22 protein-coding genes are annotated in these 25073 nt (G+C 74.4%); 8 read left to right on the top strand and 14 right to left on the bottom strand.

Annotated elements, in window-relative coordinates; translation table 11 throughout:
* The first annotated feature begins 289 nt into the window (after positions 1-289).
* Positions 290-949, top strand: coding sequence for a class F sortase (locus tag AB0H53_RS24590; RefSeq protein WP_362117237.1), 660 nt, complete (start codon positions 290-292; stop codon positions 947-949).
* Positions 950-968: 19 nt separating this feature from the next.
* Here the strand turns inward: AB0H53_RS24590 and AB0H53_RS24585 are convergent, their stop codons facing one another.
* Entirely contained in the window at positions 969-1820 is an 852-nt protein-coding gene (locus AB0H53_RS24585) for a polysaccharide deacetylase family protein (RefSeq protein ID WP_362117234.1), read from the bottom strand.
* 223 nt (positions 1821-2043) lie between these two features.
* Between AB0H53_RS24585 and AB0H53_RS24580 the strand changes: the two genes are divergently transcribed.
* A complete protein-coding gene (locus tag AB0H53_RS24580; RefSeq protein ID WP_362117231.1) occupies positions 2044-3480 on the top strand; it encodes an amino acid permease in 1437 nt (478 codons plus the stop codon).
* Here AB0H53_RS24580 and AB0H53_RS24575 read toward each other — a convergent pair.
* A complete protein-coding gene (locus AB0H53_RS24575; RefSeq protein WP_362117228.1) occupies positions 3414-4709 on the bottom strand; it encodes a CapA family protein in 1296 nt (431 codons plus the stop codon). The genes AB0H53_RS24580 and AB0H53_RS24575 overlap by 67 nt on opposite strands.
* Before the next feature lie 253 nt (positions 4710-4962).
* On the opposite strand from AB0H53_RS24575, the gene AB0H53_RS24570 reads away from it, so the two are divergent.
* Positions 4963-5508: a sigma-70 family RNA polymerase sigma factor gene (locus AB0H53_RS24570; protein WP_362117225.1), complete on the top strand. Its 546-nt coding sequence runs from the start codon at positions 4963-4965 to the stop codon at positions 5506-5508.
* Between the two features lie 177 nt (positions 5509-5685).
* A complete protein-coding gene (locus AB0H53_RS24565) occupies positions 5686-6228 on the top strand; it encodes a hypothetical protein (RefSeq protein ID WP_362117223.1) in 543 nt (180 codons plus the stop codon).
* Positions 6229-6237: 9 nt separating this feature from the next.
* On the opposite strand, the gene AB0H53_RS24560 is transcribed toward AB0H53_RS24565, so the two are convergent.
* The 4 genes from AB0H53_RS24560 to AB0H53_RS24545 all read right to left on the bottom strand — a co-directional run bounded on the left by AB0H53_RS24560 (position 6238) and on the right by AB0H53_RS24545 (position 10444).
* Complete coding sequence (locus AB0H53_RS24560; protein WP_362117220.1) at positions 6238-7434, bottom strand: histidine kinase; 1197 nt, start codon at positions 7432-7434, stop codon at positions 6238-6240.
* Entirely contained in the window at positions 7431-9164 is a 1734-nt protein-coding gene (locus AB0H53_RS24555) for a cation acetate symporter (RefSeq protein ID WP_362117217.1), read from the bottom strand. The genes AB0H53_RS24560 and AB0H53_RS24555 overlap by 4 nt, the downstream gene beginning before the upstream one ends.
* Before the next feature lie 7 nt (positions 9165-9171).
* Positions 9172-9573, bottom strand: coding sequence for a hypothetical protein (locus AB0H53_RS24550; RefSeq protein WP_362117214.1), 402 nt, complete (start codon positions 9571-9573; stop codon positions 9172-9174).
* A 121-nt stretch (positions 9574-9694) separates the two neighbouring features.
* Positions 9695-10444: a LytTR family DNA-binding domain-containing protein gene (locus AB0H53_RS24545; RefSeq protein WP_362117211.1), complete on the bottom strand. Its 750-nt coding sequence runs from the start codon at positions 10442-10444 to the stop codon at positions 9695-9697.
* Positions 10445-10470: 26 nt separating this feature from the next.
* Between AB0H53_RS24545 and AB0H53_RS24540 the strand changes: the two genes are divergently transcribed.
* Positions 10471-11175, top strand: coding sequence for a zf-HC2 domain-containing protein (locus AB0H53_RS24540; RefSeq protein ID WP_362117208.1), 705 nt, complete (start codon positions 10471-10473; stop codon positions 11173-11175).
* Positions 11176-11271: 96 nt separating this feature from the next.
* Here the strand turns inward: AB0H53_RS24540 and AB0H53_RS24535 are convergent, their stop codons facing one another.
* From AB0H53_RS24535 to AB0H53_RS24520, 4 genes are all read right to left on the bottom strand, one after another.
* On the bottom strand, positions 11272-12132 hold the full coding sequence (locus AB0H53_RS24535; protein ID WP_362117205.1) for a DNA-formamidopyrimidine glycosylase family protein: 861 nt from the start codon (positions 12130-12132) through the stop codon (positions 11272-11274).
* 68 nt (positions 12133-12200) lie between these two features.
* A complete protein-coding gene (locus tag AB0H53_RS24530) occupies positions 12201-13559 on the bottom strand; it encodes a wax ester/triacylglycerol synthase family O-acyltransferase (RefSeq protein ID WP_362117202.1) in 1359 nt (452 codons plus the stop codon).
* A gap of 166 nt (positions 13560-13725) precedes the next feature.
* Positions 13726-15798: a SpoIIE family protein phosphatase gene (locus tag AB0H53_RS24525; RefSeq protein ID WP_362117199.1), complete on the bottom strand. Its 2073-nt coding sequence runs from the start codon at positions 15796-15798 to the stop codon at positions 13726-13728.
* 91 nt (positions 15799-15889) lie between these two features.
* Positions 15890-17041, bottom strand: a complete 1152-nt coding sequence (locus AB0H53_RS24520; RefSeq protein WP_362117196.1) for a DUF6777 domain-containing protein — start codon at positions 17039-17041, stop codon at positions 15890-15892.
* Positions 17042-17233: 192 nt separating this feature from the next.
* On the opposite strand from AB0H53_RS24520, the gene AB0H53_RS24515 reads away from it, so the two are divergent.
* The 3 genes from AB0H53_RS24515 to AB0H53_RS24505 are packed head-to-tail and all read left to right on the top strand — an operon-like array spanning position 17234 to position 20056.
* Positions 17234-18052 carry a YndJ family protein gene (locus tag AB0H53_RS24515; protein WP_362117194.1) on the top strand — a complete coding sequence of 273 codons (819 nt, stop codon included), beginning with the start codon at positions 17234-17236 and terminating at the stop codon, positions 18050-18052.
* Positions 18049-18594, top strand: coding sequence for a DUF1990 domain-containing protein (locus AB0H53_RS24510; RefSeq protein ID WP_362117191.1), 546 nt, complete (start codon positions 18049-18051; stop codon positions 18592-18594). Before AB0H53_RS24515 ends, AB0H53_RS24510 begins: the two co-directional genes overlap by 4 nt.
* A gap of 40 nt (positions 18595-18634) precedes the next feature.
* The gene (locus tag AB0H53_RS24505) at positions 18635-20056 is read left to right on the top strand and encodes a lipase maturation factor family protein (RefSeq protein ID WP_362117188.1); all 1422 of its coding nucleotides are present in this window, start codon (positions 18635-18637) and stop codon (positions 20054-20056) included.
* Between the two features lie 212 nt (positions 20057-20268).
* Here the strand turns inward: AB0H53_RS24505 and AB0H53_RS24500 are convergent, their stop codons facing one another.
* The 4 genes from AB0H53_RS24500 to AB0H53_RS24485 all read right to left on the bottom strand — a co-directional run bounded on the left by AB0H53_RS24500 (position 20269) and on the right by AB0H53_RS24485 (position 24524).
* Complete coding sequence (locus tag AB0H53_RS24500; protein WP_362117185.1) at positions 20269-20439, bottom strand: hypothetical protein; 171 nt, start codon at positions 20437-20439, stop codon at positions 20269-20271.
* A gap of 242 nt (positions 20440-20681) precedes the next feature.
* Positions 20682-22148, bottom strand: a complete 1467-nt coding sequence (locus tag AB0H53_RS24495) for an SDR family NAD(P)-dependent oxidoreductase (protein WP_362117182.1) — start codon at positions 22146-22148, stop codon at positions 20682-20684.
* Between the two features lie 89 nt (positions 22149-22237).
* Positions 22238-22951 (bottom strand): (2Fe-2S)-binding protein, encoded by a 714-nt coding sequence (locus AB0H53_RS24490; RefSeq protein WP_362117179.1) that lies wholly within the window; start codon positions 22949-22951, stop codon positions 22238-22240.
* Between the two features lie 340 nt (positions 22952-23291).
* The gene (locus tag AB0H53_RS24485; protein WP_362117176.1) at positions 23292-24524 is read right to left on the bottom strand and encodes a transglycosylase family protein; all 1233 of its coding nucleotides are present in this window, start codon (positions 24522-24524) and stop codon (positions 23292-23294) included.
* Between the last annotated feature and the right edge of the window lie 549 nt (positions 24525-25073).

Genomic DNA, 25073 nt, shown 5'->3' with positions numbered 1-25073 from the left:
ACGCCCCAAAGCGGCGCTCCGGGAAATTCGACGAGTACGCCTTCCACGACGAACCATCACAAGTGCGTACGTGTACCGCATTTCGGGCTCCTCCACCCCGGTGAGCCGACACGCCGGTGCGGCGCCGCAGGACCTGACGGAGCCGCAGGTCACGGACCGTCAGAACAATTGTCGGACGAAATACTCGGATGGGTCATCGCCTCGGGGGCCGCCACCCGTTCGCCCCGCACTGATCGCCCGCCCGGCGCGGCGCCCTTAGCGTGCGTACAGACGCCACGAAGGGAGAAGCATGGGCCTGGACCGCGGTGGCTTCGCGTGGAGGAGGCGCCAGCCGTGGGGCGCGCTCGCTCTCGTCATGCTCACTGGTCTCGCGATGATGCGGAACGGCGTCGACGCCCACCTCGGTCCGCCGCAGCCGGCGTCCGCCGCGGCCTCCCCCAAGAGCCGGTCGGCCGTCGCGGCACCCATTCCGCCGGCCTCGCTGGAGCCGCTGGCGTACGCGCCGGCGTCCCGGGTGCGGATCGAGGCCATCAATGTCGACGCCCCGGTGATGGACGTGGGCCTGGACCCGGAGGGCTGGATCGACGCGCCACCGGCGCAGGACCCGAATCTGGCGGGCTGGTACCAGAACGGTGTCGCGCCCGGTCAGCTCGGCACCGCGGTCATCGTCGGCCATGTGGACAACGAGGCGGGCCCGGCCGTCTTCTACGGGCTCGGCTCCCTCACACCGGGCCGGCACGTCGAGGTGACGCGCTACGACGGCCGGGTGGCCGTCTTCGAGGTGTACGGCGTCGAGGTGTTCTCGAAGCACGACTTCCCCGGGGTACGGGTCTACGGCGCCACCGGGCACGCCGAGCTCCGGGTGATCACGTGCGGCGGCGGCTACTCGAAGGCCACCGGCTACGACGGCAATGTGGTGGTCTTCGCCCGGATGGTGGACACCCGCTGAGCAGCCGCCCCGCGCCACCTCACCGGCGGGGCACGGTGAGGTGGTAGCCGGCGTCCAGCAACTTGGGCAGGTAGGTCCCCAGCGCGGCCACGCTCTGCGAGCGGTCACCGCCCGCGTCGTGGGAGAGCACCACCACGCCGGGCGCCGCCCCGTCCAGCACCCGGCGCGCGATCACCGCGCTGCCGGGCTCCTGCCAGTCGAGCGTGTCCAGTGTCCAGGCCAGCGGTTCCATGCCCAGTTCGGCGCCGATCTCGAAGGAGTGCCGGTTCCAGGCGCCGTAGGGGGCGCGGTACCACAGGGGCGGGGCGCCGGCGGTCCGCTCGATCACCTCACTGGTGCGGCCGAGCTCGTCGCGGATGCGCGAGGGGCGCAGGGTGGGGATGAGGGGGTGCGACCAGGAGTGGTTGCCCACCACGTGTCCGTCGTCGGCCATCTCGCGCACCAGGTCGGGGTGGGCCGCGGCCATCTCGCCGCAGACGAAGAACATGGCGCGCGCGTCGTGCCGGCGCAGGGTGCGCAGGATCTCGGGGGTGTAGCGGGGGTCGGGTCCGTCGTCGAAGCTGAGCACCATCGTGCGTCCGGCGCCGGACATGCGCAGGAAGGGCCGGCGGCGCACGGGCGGCGCGGCCCGGCGCAGGCGCGGCGGTGTGTACGAGGTCATGGGCTGGAGCCGGTGGGCGGAGGCCGCCAGGCGGCTGCTCGCCTGGGGTCCGGCGGCCCCGCGCGGGGCGGGGCGGGGCGGCCCGGGCGGGGCTGGGCGCGGGCCGGACAGCCGGTCCGAGGCGAACAGTCCGACGGTGGTGGTGGCCCCGAGTGCGGTGGCGATGCGCAGCAGCATGCGCCGCCCCGTGAGCATCTGGTCCTTTTTCATGACTAATAGCTCGCATGGCGGATGCCGCGGGCCCCTCACCCACACCGGCCCCGCTCCCGATTGCACCCGATGGGACCAGCGCGCCGCCACGCCGCCGGGGGCCGCCGGCCCTGCGGACCGGGTTGGTCCCCCCGGACGGTCGTGTGTCGTCTTCCCCCGGGGCCCGGCGTGGGCCATCATGATCCGCCGTCAGCCGATGCCGTCCGCTGAGAGGTGACGCCCCATGGCCCCAATCCGTGCGGGGCAGGGAATCCTGCGCCGCAAACCCATCGAACAGATCGAGGAGGGCGGCGCCGAGGAACGGCTCACCCGCACGCTCGGGCTGTGGCAGCTCACCGCCATCGGTGTCGGCGGCATCATCGGCGCGGGGATCTTCACCCTCGCCGGTACCGTCGCGAACGGCACCGCGGGCCCGGCGGTGCTGGTCTCGTTCCTGATCGCCGGAGTGGCCAGTGCCGCCGCCGCGTTCAGCTACGCCGAGTTCGCCGGGCTGATCCCCAAGGCGGGCTCCGCGTACACCTACGGGTACGCCGTCCTCGGCGAGCTGGCCGGCTGGTTCATCGGCTGGGACCTGCTGCTGGAGTACACCGCGATCGTGGCCGTCGTCGCGATCGGGATCTCCGGCTACTTCAACTTCCTGCTGGGCGAGATGGGCACCGAACTGCCCGCCTGGATGCTGGGCGCGCCGGGCACCGGCGAGGGCCACCGGGTGGACCTGTTCGCCGCGCTGCTGTGTCTGCTGATCGCCTACCTGCTCACGCTGGGCATCAAGAACGCGGCGCGCTTCGAGACGGTCGTCGTGGTGCTGAAGGTGCTGGTCGTCCTGCTGGTGATCGTGGTCGGCTTCTTCCACGTCGACACCGCGAACTACAACCCGTTCTTCCCCTACGGATTGGGCGGCGCCTTCACCGGCGCGGCGACGGTATTCTTCGCGGTGTTCGGCTACGACGCCATGTCGACGGCGGCGGAGGAGTCCAAGGACGCCCAGCGGCACATGCCCAAGGCGATCCTTTACTCGCTGGCCGTCTCGATGGTGCTGTACGTACTGGCCTGCCTGGTGCTGACCGGCATGCAGAACTACACGGAGGTCGACAAGGAGAGCGGCTTCTCCACCGCGTTCAAGTCGGTGGGGTTGGGCGGGCTCGCCAATGTGATCGCGCTGGGAGCCATCATCGGCATCCTCACCGTCATGTTCACCTTCATGCTCGGTGTCACCCGGGTCTGGTTCTCGATGAGCCGGGACGGCCTGCTGCCGCGCTGGTTCGCCAAGACCCACCCGACCCGGCACGTGCCGACCCGGGTGACCTGGATCGTCGGTCTGGCGTCGGCGGCCATCGCCGGGTTCCTGCCCATCGGCGAGGCGGCCGAACTGACCAACATCGGCATCCTGCTGGCCTTCGTCGTGGTGTGCGTGGCGGTGATCGTGCTGCGCTACAAGCGGCCGGACCTGCCGCGCACGTTCCGCACCCCGGGGATGCCGGTGGTGCCGGCGCTGGGCGTGGTCTTCTCGATCTGGCTGATCACGTTCCTGCAGTGGCAGACCTGGGCGCGGTTCGGGGTGTGGTTCCTGCTGGGCCTGGTGGTCTACTTCGGCTACTCGTACCGCCGGTCGGAGCTGGCCGGGGAACGGACCCCGGCGGCCGGGCCGCCCGCGCCCTGACCCGGGCTACCCATCACCAGGCCGTCCTCGGCCGCCCCGCGGCTGAGGACGACCTGGCGGATGCGGTCGCGCACCCGGGTGAGGTCCCGGCCGCGCCCGATGGCGGCGTTCAGGTCCACGACCCTGCCCGGCGCGGTGTCGAACCACTGCGGCAGGAACTCGGCCCTGGTGACCCGCCAGCGCTCACCCGGCGCGGCGGGCGGGGCGAAGGTGAAGCGGCCGATGGTGCCCTCGTTGCCGCGCGGGTCGCGGACCCCGTCATTGTTGATCATGTCCCCGGCGATCTGGTCGCCCATCCCGTAGACGACCCAGGTGCCGTTGACCTTCTCGTACGCCTGGGGAACATGGGCGTGGGTGCCCAGGACGAGGTCGACGTCGGGGCGGCCCTCGGTGGTGGACGCGGTCAGCGCGCGCCCGAGGGTCAGCTGCTGCTCGTCGGGCGCGGTCTGCCACTCGGTGCCCCAGTGCACGCTGACCACCACGACGTCGGCGCCGGCCGCGCGGGCCGCCCGGGCGTCGGTGACGATCCGCTCCTCCTCGATGAGGTTGACCGCCCAGGACTGGTCGTCGGGCGGCGGGGAGACGTTGAGCCCGTAGGTGTAGGCGAGGTGGGCGACGGTGGCTCCGCCCGCCCTCAGCAGCGTGGGCCGGGCGGCCTCGTCGGCGCTGCGGGCCGACCCGGCGTGCTTGACGCCCACCTTGTCCAGGGCGTCCAGGGTGCGTCGGAGCCCGGCGGTCCCGTCGTCCAGGGTGTGGTTGGAGGCGGTGGAGCAGGAGTCGTAGCCGGTGTCGCGCAGGGCGGCCGCGATGTGGGGCGGCGAGACGAACTTCGGGTAGCCGGTGTAGGGGCCGCCGTCGGGGCCGTAGACCGTCTCCATGTGGCAGATCGCCAGGTCGGCCTGGGAGATGACCGGTTTGACGCCGGAGAGCATGGGGCGGAAGTCGTAGCCGCCGCCACCCGCGTCCGCCTGGGCCTGGCGGATGATCGAGGCGTGCGGGAGGACGTCGCCGGTGGCGACGAGGGTGAAGCCTCGCCCGGCGGTGGCGGCGGTGGGGCCGCCGGCCGACGAGGGGGCGGTGTGTGCCAGGGCGGCCGGGTCGGCGGCCGCGGACGTCCGGGGCGCGGGAGCGGGGGCGGTGGGCGGCTGCGCGCCCGCGCAGCCTGCCGTGGCCAGGAGCAGTACGGCGGTCGCGGCCACCGTCTTCCGTCGGGTGCGTGGGGTGGTCATCGGCCGGGCTCCGTAGGGCTTCGGGGGCAGCGGGCTCCCTGGCATCCATACGGAGTCCGGGAATCAGCCAATCCTCAAAGCTGAAAAATCACACAAACCGCTCGAACCATACGGAATGGGCCGGCCGACCGTTCGCCGCACCACTCGCCGCTCCGTGCGACCGCTCGCCGCACATCGCGGTGCGCCGCCTGTCCCTTCGGCGCCGGATGCGCTCGGATACGCCCCAGGGGTCGACACCGCGGGAAGGAGCGAGATGACGACGGCGACGGCGACCACCGACGAGCGGACCCTGGCGGAGCTCCAGCGGGAACACGGAGCGGCGCTGCTGAGCTTCCTGCTCGGTCTGACCTACGGGGACCAGCAGCGCGCCGAGGACCTGGTGCAGGAGACCCTGGTGCGGGCCTGGCAGCACCCCGAGGCGTTCGAGGCCCCGTACGAGTCGATGCGCCCGTGGCTCTTCACGGTCGGCCGGCGGCTGGCGATCGACGCCCGCCGGTCCCGGCTGGCCCGTCCCGCCGAGGTCGGGGAGGGAGCGCTGGCCACCACCGCGGACCCGGCCGACGTGACCGAGTCGGCGGTCGCCGCGCTGGATGTCCGGGCCGCGGTGCGGGGGCTGAGCCCGGAGCACCGCGCGGTGCTGGTACGGCTCTACTTCCACGGCCTGACGGTGAACGAGGCGGCGGCGGAGCTCGGTATACCGGCCGGGACGGTCAAGTCGCGCTCGTACTACGCGCTGCGCGCGCTGGGGCGGTGCCTGCCGGGGTACAGCCGTACGCTGTCGGGCTCACCGTCCCCCTGAAACCCACTCGAACCGTGGGTCACGCTCCGGTCCCGACCGCATGGGAACACCGGGGAAACCACCGCCTCCAGTTGGGGGAATCGCGGCCCGCCACCGCGGCCCGCGGTGGAGGCTCGTCGTCTAGACACGCGCGGCGCGCCGCGCACGCACAGGAACGTCCGGGAGAAGGTGGGAACGTTGCGGCCCGAAAGCACCAACGGCACCGGCGGGGGCGGTCTGGCCGTCCCGATGGCCTGGCTGTGTGCCGAGTACGTGGCCGATGAACTGCTGCGGTCGGGGGACCTGGTCGAACCGGGCTCGCTGGAGTACCGGGCGGGCCGCCGGACGCTCGCGCTCACCCTGTACCTCTGCGACGGCACCGAACGCGACTCCGCCGGCGGCGCGCGGGCCCGGCTGGAGGAATGCCTGACGCGCACCGCGCACGACCGGGACTGGCACGACTGGGTGCGTGAGCGCCTGGCTGCCCGGCGCGGGAGCGCGACGGGTGGCGGTGCCGGGGGCACGGCGCACGGCGCGGGTCCGGAGGGCACCGCGCCCGACCTGGCGCTCGCCGAGGAGACCTGGCGGCTGCTGGAGGGCACCGAACTGCTCGCCGCCGACCTGGGCGCCCGGCCGCCCGCCCCGGTGGCCGGGATCGCGGTGGACGAGTCCGACCGGGTCTGGCTGCCTTCCTGGCGGCTGGGCCTGCCGCTGGGGCACCTGGCCCTGCGGCTGTGCTGAGGCCGCGGGTCAGGGCGTGCCCCGGTGGACACCCGGCCGGTACTTGGGGATGCGGACCGTGACCTTCATGCCCGCGCCCACGGCCGTCTCGGCCACCAGGCCGTAGGCGTCCCCGTACACCTGGCGGAGCCGTTCGTCGACGTTGGACAGGCCGATCCCGGAGGTCCCGGGCCGCTCGCCGGACAGCACGGCGCGCAGGACGTCGGGGTCCATGCCGACGCCGTCGTCCTCCACGGTGACCACCGCCTCGGCGCCCGCGTCCCGGGCGGCGATGGTGACCCGGCAGGTGGTGCGGGAGTCCTCCAGGCCGTGCTTCACCGCGTTCTCGACCAGGGGCTGGAGGCAGAGGAACGGCAGGGTCACCGGCAGCACCTCCGGGGCGACCTGGAGGGTGACTCGGAGGCGGTCGCCGAACCGTGCCCCGGCCAGCGCCAGGTACTGCTCGATGGAGCGCAGTTCGTCGGCGAGCTGGGTGAAATCGCCGTGCCGCCGGAACGAGTAGCGGGTGAAGTCCGCGAACTCCAGGAGCAGTTCGCGCGCCCGCTCCGGGTCGGTGCGCACGAACGAGGCGATGGCGGCCAGTGAGTTGAAGATGAAGTGCGGGGAGATCTGGGCGCGCAGGGCGCGCAGCTCGGCCTCCATCAGCCGGGTGCGGGAGCGGTCCAGCTCGGCCAGTTCCAGTTGTACGGAGACCCAGCGGGCCACCTCGGTGGCCGCCCGCGCCAGCACCGCCGACTCCCGTGAGCCGTACGCCACCAGCGTGCCCAGTACGCCGTCCTCGCCGGTGAGCGGGGCGATCACGGCCCAGCGCAGCGGACAGTCCGGATCCGCGCAGTCGACGCGCACGCTCTGGCCCCGGCCGGAGGCGAGCGGTCCGGCGACCCGCTCCATGACCCGGTCGCGGTGGTGGGCGGCGCCCGGTCCGTCCCAGGCGAGGACGGCGGTGCGGTCGGTGAGGCACAGCGCCTCCGTGCCCAGCAGCGAGCGCAGCCGGCGGGCCGCCCTGCGGGCCGTGTCCTCGGTGAGGCCGGCGCGCAGCGGGGGCGCGGCCAGCGAGGCGGTGTGCAGCGTGCGGAAGGTGGCCCGTTCGACGGGGGTGCCCAGGTCGTGGACGTCCCGGCCGCCGCGCCGGGCGGTCAGCCTGCCGAGGGCGAAACCCCCGGCCACCAGCAGCACTCCGGCCAGGGCGGCCAGGGTGGCGCTCACCGCCGCGCCCGCTCGGCACGGGGGCGGTCCAGCAGGCCCTCGGGCAGGTGGAGCCGGGCCAGGATGGCGGGCGTACCGGGCGGTACGCGCCCCGGGGTGGCCAGGGACACCGCCACCATGGTGAGGAAGCCGAGCGGTACGGACCAGACGGCCGGCCAGGCCATCAGGGTGTGCGGCCAGCCCCCGGGGGCGAGCCCGGCACGGGTGGCCATCACGGCGGTGAGCGCGGCCCCGCCGCCGGTGAGGAGACCGGCCATGGCGCCGGGCGGGGTCAGCCGCCGCCACCAGATGCCCAGCACCAGCAGCGGGCAGAACGAGGACGCGGACACCGCGAAGGCCAGGCCCACGGCGTCGGCCACCGGCACCTCGGTGGCCACCAGGCTGGCGCCCAGCGGCACGGCCATGGCGACAGGGGTCGCGAGCCGGAAGTGCCGTACCCCGCGCGAGGGCAGGACGTCCTGGGTGAGGACCCCGGCCACCGACATGGTCAGCCCGGAGGCCGTCGACAGGAACGCGGCGAACGCCCCGCCCGCCAGCAGCGCGCCCAGCAGGTCCCCGGCGAGCCCGCCGACGAGCCGGTCGGGCAGCACCAGCACGGCGGCGTCGGCCGCGCCGGTGAGGGCCAGCTCGGGCGCGTAGATCCGGCCGAGCGCCCCGTAGAGCGGCGGCAGCAGGTAGAACGCGCCGACCAGGGCGAGCACCACGAGGGTGGTACGGCGCGCGGCCCGGCCGTCCGGGCTGGTGTAGAAGCGGACGGCCACGTGCGGCAGGCCCATGGTGCCGAGGAAGGTGGCGAGGATCAGCCCGTAGGTGGCGTAGAGCTGCGCACCGTCGTGGCCGCCGGCCAGCGGCTGGGACCAGCCGAGCGGATCACCTCCGGTGGCGGCCCGCTCGGGGACGCGGGCGCCGGCGGGGAAGGCGAGGGTGGTGCCCGCTTGGACGCGGTGGCTGCCCCGGGTGAGGGTGACGACGGTCCCCCGGTACTCGGTGGAGTCCACCCGCCCGGAGACGGTCAGGGTCAGCGGGGCGCCGACGTCGACGCGCACGGTGTCGTCGACGCGCACCACCGTGTGCTCGCGGAAGACGGCCGGGGCGTCGAACCGGGCGCGTGGCGCGTCGTCCCGGGCCCAGGCGGTGAGCAGGAACAGCGCGGGCACCAGCAGGGCGGTCAGCTTGAGCCAGTACTGGAAGGCCTGGACGAAGGTGATGCTGCGCATGCCGCCGGCCGCGACCGCCCCGGTGACGACGACGGCGACGACCAGCCCGCCCACCCACTCGGGCGCGCCGGTGAGGATCTCCAGGGTGAGGCCGGCGCCCTGGAGCTGGGGCAGCAGGTAGAGCCAGCCGATGCCGACGACGAACAGGCTGGCCAGCCGCCGCGCCCGGGGCGACTGGAGACGGGCCTCGGCGAAGTCGGAGAGGGTGTAGGCGCCGGAGCGGCGCAGCGGGGCGGCGACCAGGACGAGCAGTACGAGGTATCCGGCGGTGTAACCGACCGGGTACCAGAGCATGTCGGGCCCCTGCAGGAGGACCAGTCCCGCGACGCCCAGGAAGGAGGCGGCGGAGAGGTACTCGCCGCTGATGGCGGCGGCGTTGAGGCCGGGCCCCACGGTGCGGGAGGCGACGTAGAAGTCGGAGGTGGTGCGCGAGATGCGCAGGCCCAGCGCGCCGATGAGGACGGTGGCGGCGACGACGGCGGTGACGGCGGCCACCGCGTAGGTCTGGTTCACGTCCGGGTCACGCCGTCGAGCGGCCTTCCACCAGGCCGGTGAAGTCGCGTTCGTTGCGCTCGGCGCGCCGTACGTACCAGCGGGCGAGCAGCCATATGACGGGGTGGACGCCCACCCCGAGGGCCGCCCACACGAAGGGCTCCGACGAGCGTGCGGTGCCCTCCAGCGCCCGGGGCAGCGCGAACAGCGGCGGCAGGGAGCCGACGAGCAGGGCCAGGGCGCCCAGCGTGCGCAGTGCCGCCCGCAGCTGACTGCGCATCAGGGACCGTACGTAGGTGTGGCCGAGCGTGGTCTGCTCGCTGATCTCCGACCGGGCGGGAGCGTGACCGGGCGGCCTGCGGACGGGGCGGGGCACACCGGTCACGGTCTGGCGGCGGGGGCGGTGCGGGGGCGGCGGCTCTGCGTGCATCGGGGTCCGTGGGTCGGCCGGATCGGGCCTCGGAGTCTACGCAGAAGCCCTGGCCGAAGGTAGTCCCGTGGAGCCCTCCCGGGCCGGCGGGAGGCGGTGTCCGGCGCCCGGGGCCGGAGGGTCAGCCGCGGGCGTGCCGGGTCAGCAGGTCGCGCAGGTGGCGGGCGTGGCGGCGGCTGACGGGGAGTTGGGCGCCGCCCACCCGGACCGTGGTCGCGCCGCCGTCCAGCCGCAGTTCCTCGATGCGGCCCAGGGCGACGAGGTGGCTGCGGTGTATCCGTACGAAACCCCGTGCCGCCCACCGCTCCTCCAGGGCGGACAGCGGGATGCGCACCAGGTGGCTGCCGCCGTCGGTGTGCAGGCGCGCGTAGTCGCCCTGCGCCTCCACATAGGTGATGCGGTCGACCGGTACGAAGCGGGTGACGCCGCCCAGTTCGACCGGGATCTGTTCCGCGGCCGCGCCGCCGGCGGCGGGCACGGGGGCGGACAGCTCGCTGACCCGGCGCACCGCCTCGGCCAGGCGCTCGGCGCGGACGGGTTTGAGGACGTAGTCGACCGCCTTGAGGTCGAACGCCTGGACGGCGAACCCCTCGTGGGCAGTGACGAAGACGATCAGCGGCGGCTTGGCGAACCCGGCGAGCAGCCGGGCGATGTCCAGGCCGGTGAGCCCGGCCATGTGGATGTCGAGGAACACCACGTCGACCGCGTCCGGTCCGCCCTGGTCGGCGTCGAGCGCGCGGCCGATGCGGCGCAGGGCCTCGGTCGCGTCCGTGGCGCCCCGGGCACTGCGCACCCGGGGGTCGCGGCGCAGCAGGTAGAGCAGTTCCTCCAGGGCGGGCGCCTCGTCGTCGACGGCCAGTACGCGCAGCATGCTGCGGAGTGTAGGGCGAGGGGGGATTGAGCGCGAAGCGCCCGGCTTGCGTACTGGTCTGCGGCATCGGCGGCGGTGACGGCACCGACGAGTACGCGGAGAGAGGCACACCCATGGGTCTGCGGGAGCGGCATCACGATGTCGCCGCCTACGCGCTGGGCGTGCTCGAACCGGCCGACGCGCTGCGGTGCGAGGAGCACCTGGCGCGGTGCCTGCCGTGCGCGGTGCGGCTGACGGACCTCGCCGGGGCCGCGTCGGCGCTGGCCCAGTTGGCGGGCCGGGCGCCGCTGGTGCCGGGTTCGGTGCCGCCGGTCCCGGCGCACCGGACCCGGCGGGCGCACCGGCTCCGGTGGCGGTCGGGCCTGGCCGCGGTGGCCGCGGCGGTGGCCGTCACGGTACCGGGCGCCGCACTGCTGGTGCCGGACGGCGACCCGGGGCCGCGGCGGTTCTCGGCCACGGACGCGGTCACGGGTGCGGCGCTCGCGGTGGCGCTGCGGGACCGCGAGTGGGGTACGGAGGTGGCGCTGCGGGTGGCGGGCGTGCGCGGACCGCGCGTGTGCCGGCTGGTCGCGGTCGGGACGGACGGACGGGCGCTGCCGGTGCTGACGTGGACGGTGACCGGCACCGACGAGCCGGTGGTCGAGGGCGTCACCGCGCTGCGCGGCGGGGACATCGACCGGCTGGAGGTGTGGGGCACGGATGGCGAGCGGCTGGTGGCGCTGCGCCCGTGACGTCGGCGGCGCCGGGCCCGGCAGCCGGGCCGGGGCCCGGTCGCCGGAGCGTGTGGCGCGCCGGCCGGGTGGCCGATCGGCCGCCTGCGCGCCGGCCTACTTGAGCAGGCGGGAGAGCCGGCGGTCGGCGAGCGGCCGGCCGCCGGTCTGGCAGGTGGGGCAGTACTGGAGCGAGGAGTCGCTGTACGACACCTCCCGGATGGTGTCGCCGCAGACCGGACAGGGCTCACCGGTGCGGCCGTGGACGCGCAGGCCGCTCTTCTTCTCGGCCTTCAGGCGTCCGGCGGCCAGGCCGTGCGAGCGTTCGACGGCGTGGGCCAGGGTGCCGCGCACGGCCTCGTACAGTGCCGTGATCTCGTCCTCGCCGAGGTTCCGGACGGGCTTGAACGGGGACATCCGGGCGGCGTGCAGGATCTCGTCGCTGTAGGCGTTGCCGATGCCCGCGATCAGGCTCTGGTCCCGCAGGGCACCCTTGACCTGGCGGTTCTCCCCGGCGAGCAGGGCGGCGAAGGCGTCCCGGTCGAAGTCGTCGGCGAGCGGGTCCGGGCCCAGGCGGGCGACGCCGGGCACCTCCGCCGGGTCGGTGACGAGGTGGACGGCGAGGCGCTTGGTCGTGCCCGCCTCGGTGAGGTCGAAGCCGTCGCCGCCGGTGAGCGCCACTCGCAGGGCGAGCGGTCCCTTCCCGGGGCGCGGCGGCCCGGAGGGCAGGACGTCGCGCCACTGGAGCCAGCCCGCGCGGGCGAGGTGGACCAGCAGGTGCAGGTCGCCGGCGGTGAGGTCGAGGAACTTGCCGTGCCGGTCGACGGCGGTGACGGTGGCACCCTCCAGCGCGGTCAGCGGCGGCCGGTAGGTCTTCAGGACGCTGATCGCGACGGGCAGGGCGCGGGCGATCTCCTTGCCCACCAGGTGGTCCTGGAGGAACGCGCGCAGTGCTTCGACCTCGGGCAGTTCGGGCATGGGTCCAGCCTGCCGTACCACCGGGCGGCCCGCGCGTCGTCAGCCGGTTCCGGCGGGCCCGCCCGCCGTCAACCGGTGCCGGCGGCCCGCGCTTCGGTGCGTTTGACCAGCTCGGCGAGTTCGGCGTGCAGGGCGTCGGCGAGCCGGTCCAGGTCGGGTACGGCCCTGCCGTCGGCGACCAGGCCGAAGTGGACCCGGCATCCGTACGGGGTCATCGCGACGGCCAGGGCCTGGCCGCGGGCCAGCGGCGCCATGGGGTACAGGGCGCGCAGCGGGCAGCCGCCGAGTGAGAGGGCCGAGCGCGGCAGCGGCACATTGGTCACCAGTACGTCGAAGAGCAGCCGTGCGGCGCTGCCCGCCAGCGGCGCGCCGAACCGGTGGGCCAGCGGCGGCAACTGGTCGGCCAGCACGGCCAGCGCGCCCGCCCCGCGGCCGGGTCCCGCCGCCTTGTTACGGTCCATGCCCCGGCGTACCGCGCCGAGTCTGCGCAGCGGGTCGGGGTCGCCCACGGGCAGGTCCAGGAGGTAGGCCGAGAAGGTGTTGCCGGACCGGGGCGGGGCGCCGGGGCGGCGCCGCGAGACGGGCACCAGGGCGCGCGGGTCGGCGGCGGGCAGCGGGTCGCCGCGCTCGACCATCCAGTGGCGCAGGGCTCCGGCGACGACGGCCAGGAGTACGTCGTTGGCGGTACCGCCCCGTTCCCGGCGCACCCGGCGCACCTCCTCCAGGTCCAGTTCGGCGGTGGCCAGGCGGCGGGTACCGCTGGAGGAGGCGGTGAGCGCGGGTGTGCCCCGCGGGTCCAGGCGGCTGGCCCGTACGACGGAGGCGCCGACCCCCAGGGCGCGGCCGAGCTCCTCGATCCGGCCGCGCGCGGTGCCCGCAGCGGGCCCGCCTCCGGACGGCCGGGAGCGGGGCGGCCCGGAGGCGGGGCCGCCCCGGGCCGCCGCCCCGCCGCCCGCGATCTCGTCGAAGATCCCGGCGCCGATGGCCACCGCGCGCATGCCGTCGGCGAGCGCGTGGTGCAGTTTGACCAGGACCGCGAAGGGCCCGCCCGGCTCGCCGCCGCTCAGCAGGTACATCTCCCAGGGCGGCAGGCCCCGCTCCAGTGGTCGTTCCATCAGCACCCCGGCGAGCTGGGCGGCGCGCGTGGTGAAGTCGCCGCCGCCGAGCCGGACGTGGTGCACATGGCGGCGCACGTCGAAGTCCTCGGCCACGCTCCAGGCGGCGCCGCCGACCGGCAGCAGGACGTCCCGTACGCGTGTCCGCAGGCGCGGGATCGCGGCGGCGCGCCGCTCCAGCAGTTCCCGTACGCCGTCGGGGTCGGCCGGCCCCGGGTCGAAACGGGCCAGCGCGCCCAGGTGCATGGGGTGGTCGGCCGACTCGAGGTGCCAGAAGGCCAGATCGAGAGGTGCCAGCAGCTCAACGCTCAAGGGATCCTCGTGTCCTGGAGGGGCTACGGAAGCACAGTCAATCTCTTTCGGTCGGTTACGGTCAAGCACGTACCAATCACGTTCAGTTACCTGCACATGTTGGCCGGTGCCGGCAGCGCCGGTTTCCCGGCCGCCCCCGGACCCGGGAGCGCGCCGGCCGAACGGACTACGCCGGGCGGCTGTCCGGCACGGCGAACTCGCACCAGACGCACTTGCCGCCGCCGCGCGACTCCACTCCCCACACATCGGCCAGCCGGTCCACCAGCAGCAGTCCGCGGCCGGAGACCCCGGCCCCGCCCGCCTCCCGGCGGCGCGGCAGCGCGCTGGAGCGGTCCTCCACCTCGACCCTGAGGCGCCGCTGCGGGCCGGTCAGCACCCGTAGGGTGACGATGGCCCCGCCGTCGGTGTGCAGCAGCGCGTTGGTGATCAGCTCGTCGGCGACGAGTTCGATCTCGTCGGCCCGCTCCCCCGCGCCCCACGCCCGCACCGCCGCCCGGATCATGTGCCGGGCCGAGCGCAACGCCTCGGGGTCGCTCGGGGCGGCATGCTGCTGGAACCGGCCGCCGGCCTGCGGGGTGTACCCCCCCTGGCGGCGCAGCAGCAGGATGGCCACGTCGTCGTCCCCGCCGCGTTCGTCCACCACGTCACACAGCCGGTCGGCGAGCAGCCGGAGGTCCCGCGGCCCGTCGCACACGAGGCCGGTGAGCCACCGCATGCCCTCGTCCAGGTCGGACCCCGGCTGTTCGACGAGGCCGTCGGTGTAGAGGAGCAAGGTCTGGCCCGGGTCCAGCTCCAGGGTGCCGACCGGGTAGTCGAGCTGCCCGAACTCCGCCGACAGGCCCAGCGGCAGTCCGCCGGCGACCGGCACCCGGCGGCACCGACCGTCCGTGTCGCGCAGCAGCGGGTCGACGTGGCCGGCCCGCACCACCTGGATCACCCCGGTCGCCAGGTCGGCCTCCATGTAGGTGCAGGTGGCGAAGCGGTCGGTGTCCAGTTCGTGCAGGAAGACCGAGGCCCTCGCCATGACCGTGGCCGGTGTGTGCCCCTCGGCGGCGTAGGCCCGCAGCACGATGCGCAGCTGCCCCATCACGGCCGCGGCGTGCGTGTCGTGCCCCTGCACGTCCCCGATCACCATGCCGACCCGCCCGCCGGGCAGCGGGATGATGTCGTACCAGTCACCGCCGATGTCGCGGCCCAGCCGGGCCGATCGGTAGCGGACGGCGATCTGCGCGCCCGGCACATGCGGGATGCGGCGGGGCAGCATCGCCTGCTGGAACCCCTCGGCCAGGTCGTGTTCCTGCTCGAAGAGCATGGCGCGCTGGAGGCTCTGCGCGATGCTGCTGCCGAGCGCGACGAGCACGTTGCGGTCCTCGGCGGAGAAGCCGTCCTTGTCGCTGTAGAGCAGCCCGAGCGCCCCGATGGGCCGGGCCTGGGCGATCAGCGGCAGGTAGGCGGCGGATGTGATGCCGAGTCCGCTGATGTGCGGCCAGAGGATCGGGTACGAGGTGGCGAAGTCGTCGGGGGACTCGATGAACCGGGGCGCGAGGGTGCGCACCACCTCGCTCATCGGGTACTGCTCGTCCACCCGGGTGTAACGGGTGCCGGGGACGAAGGAGTCCACCGGTCCGTCGGCGACCAGGTGGATGCGGCCGGCCTCCAGCAGTCCCATCACCAGGCTGGTGGCGCCGAGGTGCTCCAGGCCGTGCGAGTCCTTCAGGACGTCGATGACGTCCTGCACGGTCCTGGCGTGGGCGAGGGCCGCGGTGGTCGACTCCACCACGCTGGTCTGGCGGCGCCGTTCGGTGTCGACCTCCCGCCGGGCGGTGGATTCGGCCAGTTCCTGGGTGGCGTCGCGGACGATGCCGATGATGCGGCGCGGGCGCCCGGTCTCGTCCCGCCTGATGCATCCCTGGGTATGCGTCCAGCGCAGCGCTCCCCGCCGGTCGCGGATGCGGAAGTACGCGCCGTAGTGGGTGCTGCCGCGCTTGAGGGCCTGGGTGACCATCCCGTCGAGCCGGACGGCCTCGCTGGGAGGTACCCGGGGGGCGAGGCTCTCCGGCCGTCCGTCGTATTCGGTGGCGTCCACCTGGAACACGTCGAGGGCGGCCGGGTCCAAGTGCATCAGCCCGGTGTCGAGGTCCCAGTCGAAGCTGCCCATGCGGTTGAGGGCCAGACTCAGATCCGGGTGGGCGGGCCAGTCCTCGGGGAGCGACAGGGCGTCCGCCGCCGGATCAACCATGGAGCCACTCTGCCATCATTTGTTGGGTTTTTCGACCGGTTGCCGGAACGAGCGGTGACGCGGGGGCGGGTCCGCCGCGGGAGCGGACCCGTCACCCCTCGTACGTCTCCGGTACCGCCGGCGCGTCCGGTGCGACCAGCGGGCCGCCGGGGTCGCCGGCCCCCGGGTCCTGGGCGTCCGGGCCCGGGTCCTCCGGACCGTCCGGCAGGAGGGGCGGCGAAGGCGGCGGTGGCGGCGTGGGACAGCCGGGCGGGACCACCGGGGACCGGGACGGCGCCTCGCCGGGCACGTGCGGGCCCGGCAGCTCGGTCGGGCAGTCCTCCGGGGACACGGCACCGGGCTCGGAGGCACCGGGGGGCTCGGCCCCGGTCTCGCCCGGGTCGGCGGACCCCTCCCCGGGGCTGGCCGGACCGTTCGGTTCGCCGGGACGGGTGGGGGCGTACGGCGGCGGCACGTCCGGGTGCTTGTCCCGCTCCCCGTCGGTGCCGGCCTTCCGCTCGATCCAGGTGTTGTCGGCGTCGTCCACGATGATCAGGCTGGGGACGACCTGCTGGGTGGCGTCGACGACCACGACCCGGCCGGGGTGGTAACCGGGCCAGGGGCTGCCCTTGTGGACGGCCTCGCCCCGGTCGGCGGCCGGTGAGCGCAGCGGGTTGCCGCAGGCGCAGCGGATCCGGGGAGCGCCGTACTGGTCGACCAGTACGGCGGTGCCGGCCTGGAGGACGGCCTGGTACGCGGTGGCCGCGCCGTCGCGGTAGCCGTGGTTGGTGACCCGCGTGTCGGCCCGCAGGGTGACCGGGGTGAGACCGCGCAGCCAGGAGGCGATGTCCGCCTGCCTGATCCCGGCGGCCTGCGCGAAGGCACCCGCCCTGGCCCGGTCGCGCGAGAGGAGGCGCACCTGTTTCTCCACGTCGCAGCCGGCACGGGAGCGCGTGCCGCCGTACAGCCCCGGGGTGTCGCCCGGGACCGCGCGCGGCGTCCGTCCGCCACCGGGCGGCGGGGGGCCGGCCGGTCCGGGCGCCCCGGCCCCGGGGGGCGACGGCCTGGCCGTCGACGCGGTGAACGGATCGGGGCCCCGGGCGGCGAGCGGCTGGAGGCGCACCTCCCGGGCGCTCCCCGCCCGCTCGACGGCCGTGCCCGCGACCGGCTGCTGCCCGCCGTCGCCGCCGCAGCCCGCGAGCAGCAGCCCAGCGGCCAGTGCGGCGGGGGCGGTACGCCGACGATGCCGTGTGGTGGAACGCACGCGACCTCCACTCCTCGACCCGGTCCGTCCTGGCGTCCGTTGGTCCGCGCCATCCCTGCAATCTCTGCCGGATCGGACTCCGGACCGCAACCGGAGGCAGGCCCACCACCCCGCGCACTTGAACACGTTCAGACAAGGCCCTAGGCTCACCCCCGGAAAGTGAATTGAACGTGTTCAACAGGGGGGCGCGCGATGTCCGTACTGGTCGGCCTGGTCGTGATGCTCGGCATGCTGGTGATCGTTCCGGCGGGGCTGCGCCTGATGGACACGGCCGAGCTGGTCCGCACGGCGCGACTGTGGCCACTGTTCGCGGTGCCCGGCGCGATGTCCCTGTGGCTCCCGCGCGGCGCCGTCGCCACCGCCCTGGCCGGCTGGTACGCGCTCGGGGCCGCCCTCCTCGCCCTGCACGCGGCGCGCCGGCCGGCCCGCCGCTACCCGGGGGCGGCCGCCGAGGTCGCCGTCACCACCGCCCTGGTGAGCCCCTCGGTCGCCGCGTCGGCCCTGGTCGCCGAGCGGTGGGGGCATCCGCTCCTCGGTTTCGACCTGGGGATCCTGGCGCTGACCGTGCCCCACTTCCACTTCGCCGGCTTCGCCGCCGCCCTGGTGGCCGGGCTGGTGTGCCGCGCGACCGACCGCCCCGCCGGGCGCTTCGCGGCGTACAGCGTGCCGCTGGGCACCCTGCTGGTCCTGCTCGGCTACTTCCTCGACGACTGGGCCGAACTGGCCGGGGCACTCGTCCTCACCGCCGGGATGTGGGCGGTCGCGCTGTTGACCTGGCGGGACGTCAGGGCCGGCGGCCGTGACCGGCTCACCCGCGGGCTGCTCGCCGTCTCGGCCGCCGTCCTGGTGGCGACCATGCTGCTCGCGCTGAGCTGGGCCCTGGGCGAGGCGACCGGCCTGCCCCACCCGAACCTGACCTGGATGGCCGCCACCCACGGCCTGGGCAACGCCCTGGGCTTCGCGCTGTGCTCGGTGCTGGCCTGGCGACGACTGAGGGAGACGCCCGCATGACCCGTCCCGTCCGCGGCCCGAGCGGCACCGGCGCACCGGCGTTCAGCTATCCGGACGTCGGCGCCACCCGGACCGGCCCGCTGCCCGCCGGTTACCACCACCTGCGCCACGAGGTCCGGATCGGTGCGGGCGGCGACGTCTTCCGGGCCGCCGGCGCGGCCGTCACCACCTGGCGGACGCACCGCGCCTCGGGTGTCCGGATCCAGGCCACGTCGGTGCGCGCCGAACCGGGCACAGGCGTCGAGGTGGTGCTCGGTGTCGGACCGCTGCGCGTCATCGGCGCGCCCTGCCGGGTGGTGTGGACGGTGTACGAGCCGGAGCGCACCGGTTTCGCGTACGGCACTCTCACCGGACACCCGGAGAGCGGGGAGGAGTCCTTCGTGGTCGATCTGCGCGAGGACGGTTCGGTGTGGTTCACGGTGACGGCGTTCAGCCGGCCGGCCCGCTGGTACACACGGGTGGCCGGGCCCCTGGTCCCGGTGCTCCAGCGGTGGTACGCGCGCCGCCTGGGCCGCGAACTGAGCGGCCTCGCCGCGGGCTGACCCGGCGCGGGGCGGTGCCGCCTGCCCGATACTGGACTCGATGGAGTGGTTCACCTGGTTCGGGGACGAGGACTACTGGCTGAGCCGGCTGGTGTTCCAGCGGGCCCTGGCCGGGGTGTACCTGGTGGCCTTCCTCTGCGCGGCACTGCAGTTCCGCCCGCTGATCGGCGAGCGCGGTATGACGCCGGTCCCCGACCATCTGCGGCGGGTCCCTGCCCGCCGGGCGCCCAGCCTCTTCCGGCTGCACTACTCGGACCGGTTCTTCTCCCTCTGTGCCTGGGGCGGGGCGGCGCTGTCGGCTGCCCTGATCGCGGGGGCCGGCGACGCGGTGCCCCTGGCGGTCGCCATGCTGATGTGGGCGGTGCTGTGGGGCCTGTACCTGTCGATCGTCAACGTCGGGCAGACCTGGTACGGCTTCGGCTGGGAATCACTCCTCCTGGAAACCGGCTTCCTGGCCGTCTTCCTGGGCAACGACGACACCGCTCCCCCGGTGCTCGTGCTGTTCCTGCTGCGCTGGCTGCTGTTCCGGGTGGAGTTCGGCGCCGGGCTGATCAAACTGCGCGGGGACGCCTGCTGGCGGAACCTGACCTGCCTGTACTACCACCACGAGACCCAGCCCATGCCGGGCCCGCTGAGCTGGTTCTTCCACCGGCTGCCCAGGCCGCTGCACCGGGTGGAGGCCGCGGCCAACCACGTCACGCAGTTGGTCGTGCCGGTCCTGCTGTTCGCTCCGCAGCCGGTGGCGAGCGCGGCCGCGGGCCTCGTCGTGGTGACCCAGCTGTGGCTGGTGCTCTCCGGGAACTTCGCCTGGCTCAACTGGATCACCATCGTCCTGGCCCTGTCGGCCGTGGACGGCTCGCTGGTCGCTGAGCCGCCGGCGCGGCCCGGTGCCCCGCTCTGGTACGGCGTCCTGGTGATCGCCGTCACCGTCCTGGTGCTGGTCCTGAGCGTGCGCCCGGCGCGCAACCTGCTCTCCCGTCACCAGGCGATGAACCGGTCCTTCGACCCGCTGCACCTGGTCAACACCTACGGGGCGTTCGGCACGGTCGGCCGGGTCCGGTACGAGATCGTGATCGAGGGCACGGACGAGCCGACCGTCCACCCCGGCACCGTGTGGCGGGAGTACGGGTTCAAGGGCAAACCGGACGACGTGCGCCGGCTGCCGCGCCAGTTCGCCCCGTACCACCTGCGCCTGGACTGGATGCTGTGGTTCGCCGCGCTCTCGCCCGCCTACGCCCACCCCTGGTTCGGGCCGTTCGTCGAGCGCCTGCTCGAAGGCGACCGGGACACCCTGCGGCTGCTGCGCCACAACCCGTTCCCCGACGCGCCGCCGGTACGGATCCGGGCCCGGCTCTACCAATACCGGTTCACGACCTGGCGCGAGCTGCGGGACACCGGCGCCTGGTGGCACCGGAGCCGGGTACGGGAATTCCTGCCGCCCACCCGGCTCACCCGCGAGTGAACCCTTGGGCAGAGGTCGTCACCGGTGCCCGGACCCGGTTACCTTGCGGCGGCGGTACGGCGGGCCGAACGGATGCCGATGACGTCCGGCCCGCCCTCCCGCCCGTCACCCGTACGGACGCCCATGTGCCCCCCGCCGGCGGGGCGGGGGGCACATGGGCGAAGCGTACGGATCAGCGGGTCGGCGGACCCGTGGCCCGACGGGTCAGGGGATCAGTCGATGCCGGGCAGGATGTGCGGCTCGGCGAGGTCGTCCTCGTAACCGGCCAGCCGGATGGGGGCCGAGCGGGCCCACACTTCGAGGCTGCCCAGGGTGTCGGGTCGGGCGGAACGTTCGCCGTGCTCCGCCGGACGCTGTTCCTGCTTCGTCAGTTCGGGTGTCACCGCGCACTCCTTAGTGTCGCGAACCTATGAGGACATGTGCCGTTCGGTCGCGGTGGCGCCGGTACTCGGGCGGGACCGCAGCCTTGGTGGCAGGCCTGTCCCGTGGCCGGCCCCAGGGGTTTCGTGGATCCCTGTCGGCCGACCGTTCGCTTCAGAGTAACCAAATGAGCACGTTCGCGCTCGATGGAACGCGTCACAAAGTCGATTTCTGGACACTTCGCGCACTAACGGTCACCCAAGTGTCACCAGTTGGCAGGCGCGTAATCCTTGAGGAAGCAGCCGTACAGATCCTCACCCATCTCACCGCGCACGATCGGGTCGTAGACCCGGGCCGCGCCGTCGATCAGGTCCAGCGGGGCGTGGAAGCCCGCCTCGGCCAGCCGGACCTTGTCGGGGTGCGGGCGCTCGTCGGTGATCCAGCCGGTGTCGACCGCCGTCATCAGGATGCGGTCGGCCTCGAACATCTCCTGGGCGCTGGTGCGGGTGAGCATGTTCAGCGCCGCCTTGGCCATGTTGGTGTGCGGGTGCCCCGCGCCCTTGTACCCCCGGCTGAAGACGCCCTCCATGGCGGAGACGTTCACCACGTAGGTCCGCTTCGCCGGCGACGCCGCCATCGCCGGGCGCAGCCGGCTGATCAGGATGAACGGCGCGGTGGAGTTGCACAGCTGGACTTCGAGCAGCTCGACCGGGTCCACCTCGGAGACCGTCTGGATCCAGCTGTTGGTGTCGTGCAGGTCGGGCACCAGGCCGCCGGCGTCGATCGCGGTGCCCGCGGCGATGCGCTCCAGCGTCGCCGAGCCGCTGACCAGGGCCAGGCCGGTGACCTCCTGGGCGGTCAGGCCGTCACCCCGGCGGGCCGACGGCAGCGCGGCCATCGTCTCCACGGCGCCGCTGTTGAAGGTGCCGATCACCTGGGCGGACGGCAGCTCGCCCGCGGGCAGCGGGGCGGACTCGGCCGCGACCAGCTCGCGGTAGGCGCCCGGGGAGCGGCGCACGGTCTGCGCGGCGTTGTTGATCAGGATGTCCAGCGGGCCCTCAGCGGCCACCGAGTCGGCGAGGGCGACCACCTGGGCCGGGTCGCGCAGGTCGATGCCGACGACCTTCAGGCGGTGGATCCACTCGTCGCTGTCCGGCATCGCCTTGAAGCGGCGGATCGCGTCGTTGGGGAAGCGGGTGGTGATGGTGGTGTGCGCGCCGTCGCGCAGCAGCCGCAGCGCGATGTACATGCCGATCTTGGCGCGCCCGCCGGTGAGCAGCGCGCGCCTGCCGGTGAGGTCGGTGCGGGCGTCGCGCCTGGCCCGGTTCTCGGCGGCGCACTTCTGGCACAGCTGGTGGTAGAAGGCGTCGACCTCGACGTACCGGGTCTTGCAGATGTAGCAGGAGCGGGGCCGCTGGAGTATGCCCGCGATCTCGCCGGCCACCGAGGACGAGGGCAGCAGCCCCTGGGTCTCGTCATCGATCCGCTCGGCGGAACCGGTCGCGGTGGCCTCGGTGACGGCCTTGTCGTGCGCGGTCTTGGCGGCCCGGCGCTCCTGGCGGCGGCGCTGCTTGACCGTGCGGTAGAGCCCGGCCGTCGCCCGGCGGACGGTGATCGCGTCCGGGTGGTCGACGTCCAGCCGGTCGAGCTCCTCCAGGACGCTCAGGCAGACGGCCAGGCGCTCGGGGTCGATGCCCGGCCCGTACGCCTGGTTCTCTTCTGTCACCGTCATGGCCGTTGCCGTTCCTCGATCACTCGTCTGCCACGTTTACTTTTCAAAAGCCGAACTTTACGACAGTTCGGGGGCCCGCCGCCAAACCGTCAGCGGGCGCCCGGCGCCGGGCGGCCCGGCGGCCTGCGCGGCGGGTGGTCGAAGACGCAGTCGCCGCACAGGCCACCGCCGGAGCACCGGTAGTACAGGCAGCAGGTACGGCGGCGCAGGTCCGGTCCGTGGACGGTGCCCGCCAGGTCCGGGTGGTCCAGGAGCCGGCCGGCGAGGGTGGTGGCGCGCTCCGCCACCTCCGGGCGGTCGTGGCGGCGCGCCCAGCGCGTGAGCTCGCGGACGGCGCCGGCCAGCGCGGAGCCGGCGTTGCCCCACAGCAGCCCGGCGGAGACCGGTCCGCCCTGCCGCAGCGCCTCGCCGAGCGGCACGAGGTGTCCGTACTGGACGACCTCCCGCAATTCCGCCGCGGTGCCGGGCCGGGTACCGGAGCCCGCCCACCACAGGTCGTCCGGCGAGCTCCGCGCCCCGTCCCAGTGCAGCGAGCCGGGGGTCACCTCGGGGAACGCGCCGTGCAGCGCGGCGGAGCCCAACGCCACCGACCACAGCCGGGCGGCCAGGCCCAGGTGCGCCACGGAGGCTGCCACCCGGTGCTCGCCGGTGCGCAGCCGGGCGGCGACCGCGCCGACCCGGGCGGTCAGGGGCGTGTGCTCACCGGCGTACACCCGGGCGAGCGGGAGGTGTGCGCCCTGCTCGGGAGGTTCCGTCCGGAGGGCGAAGAAGCCCCCCACCGACGCGGTCGCGTCGAGATCCATGCCGCTGCTCCTCCGGTCCCTCCGGCGCTCCCCCGGCGGATCACCGCCCCTCCCCGCTGTGGAGGGGCGACCGATCGGGTGCTCGGGATCGGGTGCTCGGGGACGACGACGGAAACGATCTCATGGGCCGTCGTGGCGGATTGGACCCGGTGGCGCTGTCCGTGCCGCCGCCGCCCGCTCCGGCCGCCCCTCCCGCGCCGGGGCGGTCCGGCGGCATGGGGGGCGCGTGGCCGGCGGGGCGCCGGCCGGCCCTCGCGGCGCCGGACCACTGCACGGGGCCGCTGAGCACGGCGCGCTCAATCGGGTAGCGCTCGGCCCGGTGCCGCTCGGCCCGGTGCCGTCAGAGCCGTACGCCTCGTGCCCGGAGATAGGCCAGCGGGTCGATGTCGGAGCCGTACCCCGGGCCCGTACGCACCTCGAAGTGCAGGTGCGGTCCGGTGCTGTTGCCGGTCGAGCCGGAACGGGCGATGCGCTGGCCGCTGTTGACGCTCTGGCCCTCGCGCACGGCGAGCGCGGACAGGTGCGCGTACTGGCTGTACCGGCCGTCGTGGTGCCGGATGACGACCTGGTACCCGTAGGCGCCGCCCCACCCGGCGGAGACCACCCGGCCGGACGCGACGGCCCGCACGGCGGTGCCGGTGGGGACCGCGAAGTCGACGCCCGTGTGGTACCCGCTCGACCAGGAGGAGCCCGATGTGCGGTAAGCGGTGCTGGGACCGGCGTCGACGGGCGCGCTGAAGGCGCGGGCAGGGGACTGCGGCCGGGACTCGGACCGGGACGCGGGCCTGCTCTCCGGCTTGGGCTTGGGCCTGGGCTGCGGCTTCGCGGTGGCGGGCCTGGGCTGCGGCTTCGCCGTGGCGGGCCTGGGTTCGGGCTTGACGGCCGGTGCGGTCCGCCTGGGGGCGGGCTCGGCGGCCGGCGCGGGCTTGGCCGCCGGGCCGCGCAGGCTCAGTCGCTGGCCCGGGATGATGAGGTCGGGGTCGTCCCCGATGACCGAGCGGTTCTGGGTGTACAGGCTCCGCCAGCCGCCCCGGACCCGCTGCTCGTCGGCGATGCCGGAGAGCGAGTCGCCGCGTGCGACCGTGTAGCTCTCTCGCCGGGTGGGCACATCGGTGGGCTTCGCGGTCTCGGCGCGCTGGGTGGCCACGGAGCGGAACTGGGTCCGGTGCTCGGGCGTGCTGCCGGGTGCGTCGCCGCCACGGACGAGGCCGGCCTCGCCGGAGCAGGTGGGCCAGGCGCGCGGGCCCTGGCCCTTGAGCACCTTCTCGGCGACGGCGATCTGCTGGTCCTTGGTGGCGAGGTCGGCGCGCGGCGCGTAGCGCGTACCGCCGTACGCCTCCCAGGTGGACTGGCTGAACTGGAGCCCGCCGTAGTATCCGTTGCCGGTGTTGACCCGCCAGTCGTTGGTGGACTCGCAGGCGGCGACCTTCTCCCAGACGTCGTCCGACGCCGCGTGAGCCGTGCCCGCGCCGATCAGCGGCAGGGCCATTCCGGCGCCGCTCGCCGTGACGGTGAGCGATGCCCGGTTGATACGGCTGGGCTGATACCGGCGGTGTCTGCCGCGTACGGCCATGGGATCCCCCCTCGCTCACGTCAACAGCCGCCAAAGCTAGGGGCTGGCAACTGCCCGTGACAAGGGGCGTGCGGGGGCGCGCGTGCGCATCAACCCGCGTGGTGCGACCGGTATGTGATGGTGTGTGAGCGGACCGGTGGACGCCGTGCGCCCGCCGTGCGGATGCGTACAGCGCGTATGCCCACAGGTCGTGGTACCGGGCTGCACGAGCCGGTGGGGCGGTGACCGCTCGGCACCGGCGTGGATCGACCGGGCCGGGGCCGATGTCCGGCGGGGCCTCCTGGATCGCTGCCCCGGAGACCGGGGCCACCGGGGCGCAGGCGTCTCGGCGGGTTCCCGGGGCGCCGGGCGGGGCTACCGGGCCGGCGCCCCGGCGTCCGGGGCTCGGGCGCGCGTTCGAACCCGGGCGCCCGGACAGGGCGGCGTGAGCGAGGTCAGCCGGCCGGGCCGGGTTCGGGTTCGGGGCCCGGGACCGGGTCGGGCCCGGGCGGCTTGGGCACCGGGTCCGGCGAGGGCCCGGGCGGCGGCGGCCCGGGGTGGGGCGGCGGC

The organism is Streptomyces sp. NPDC050856 (assembly GCF_040653855.1).
Classification (GTDB): Bacteria; Actinomycetota; Actinomycetes; order Streptomycetales; family Streptomycetaceae; genus Streptomyces.
Note: the sequence above shows the minus strand (reverse complement) of the source record. Positions and strands in the feature narration are given on the sequence as shown.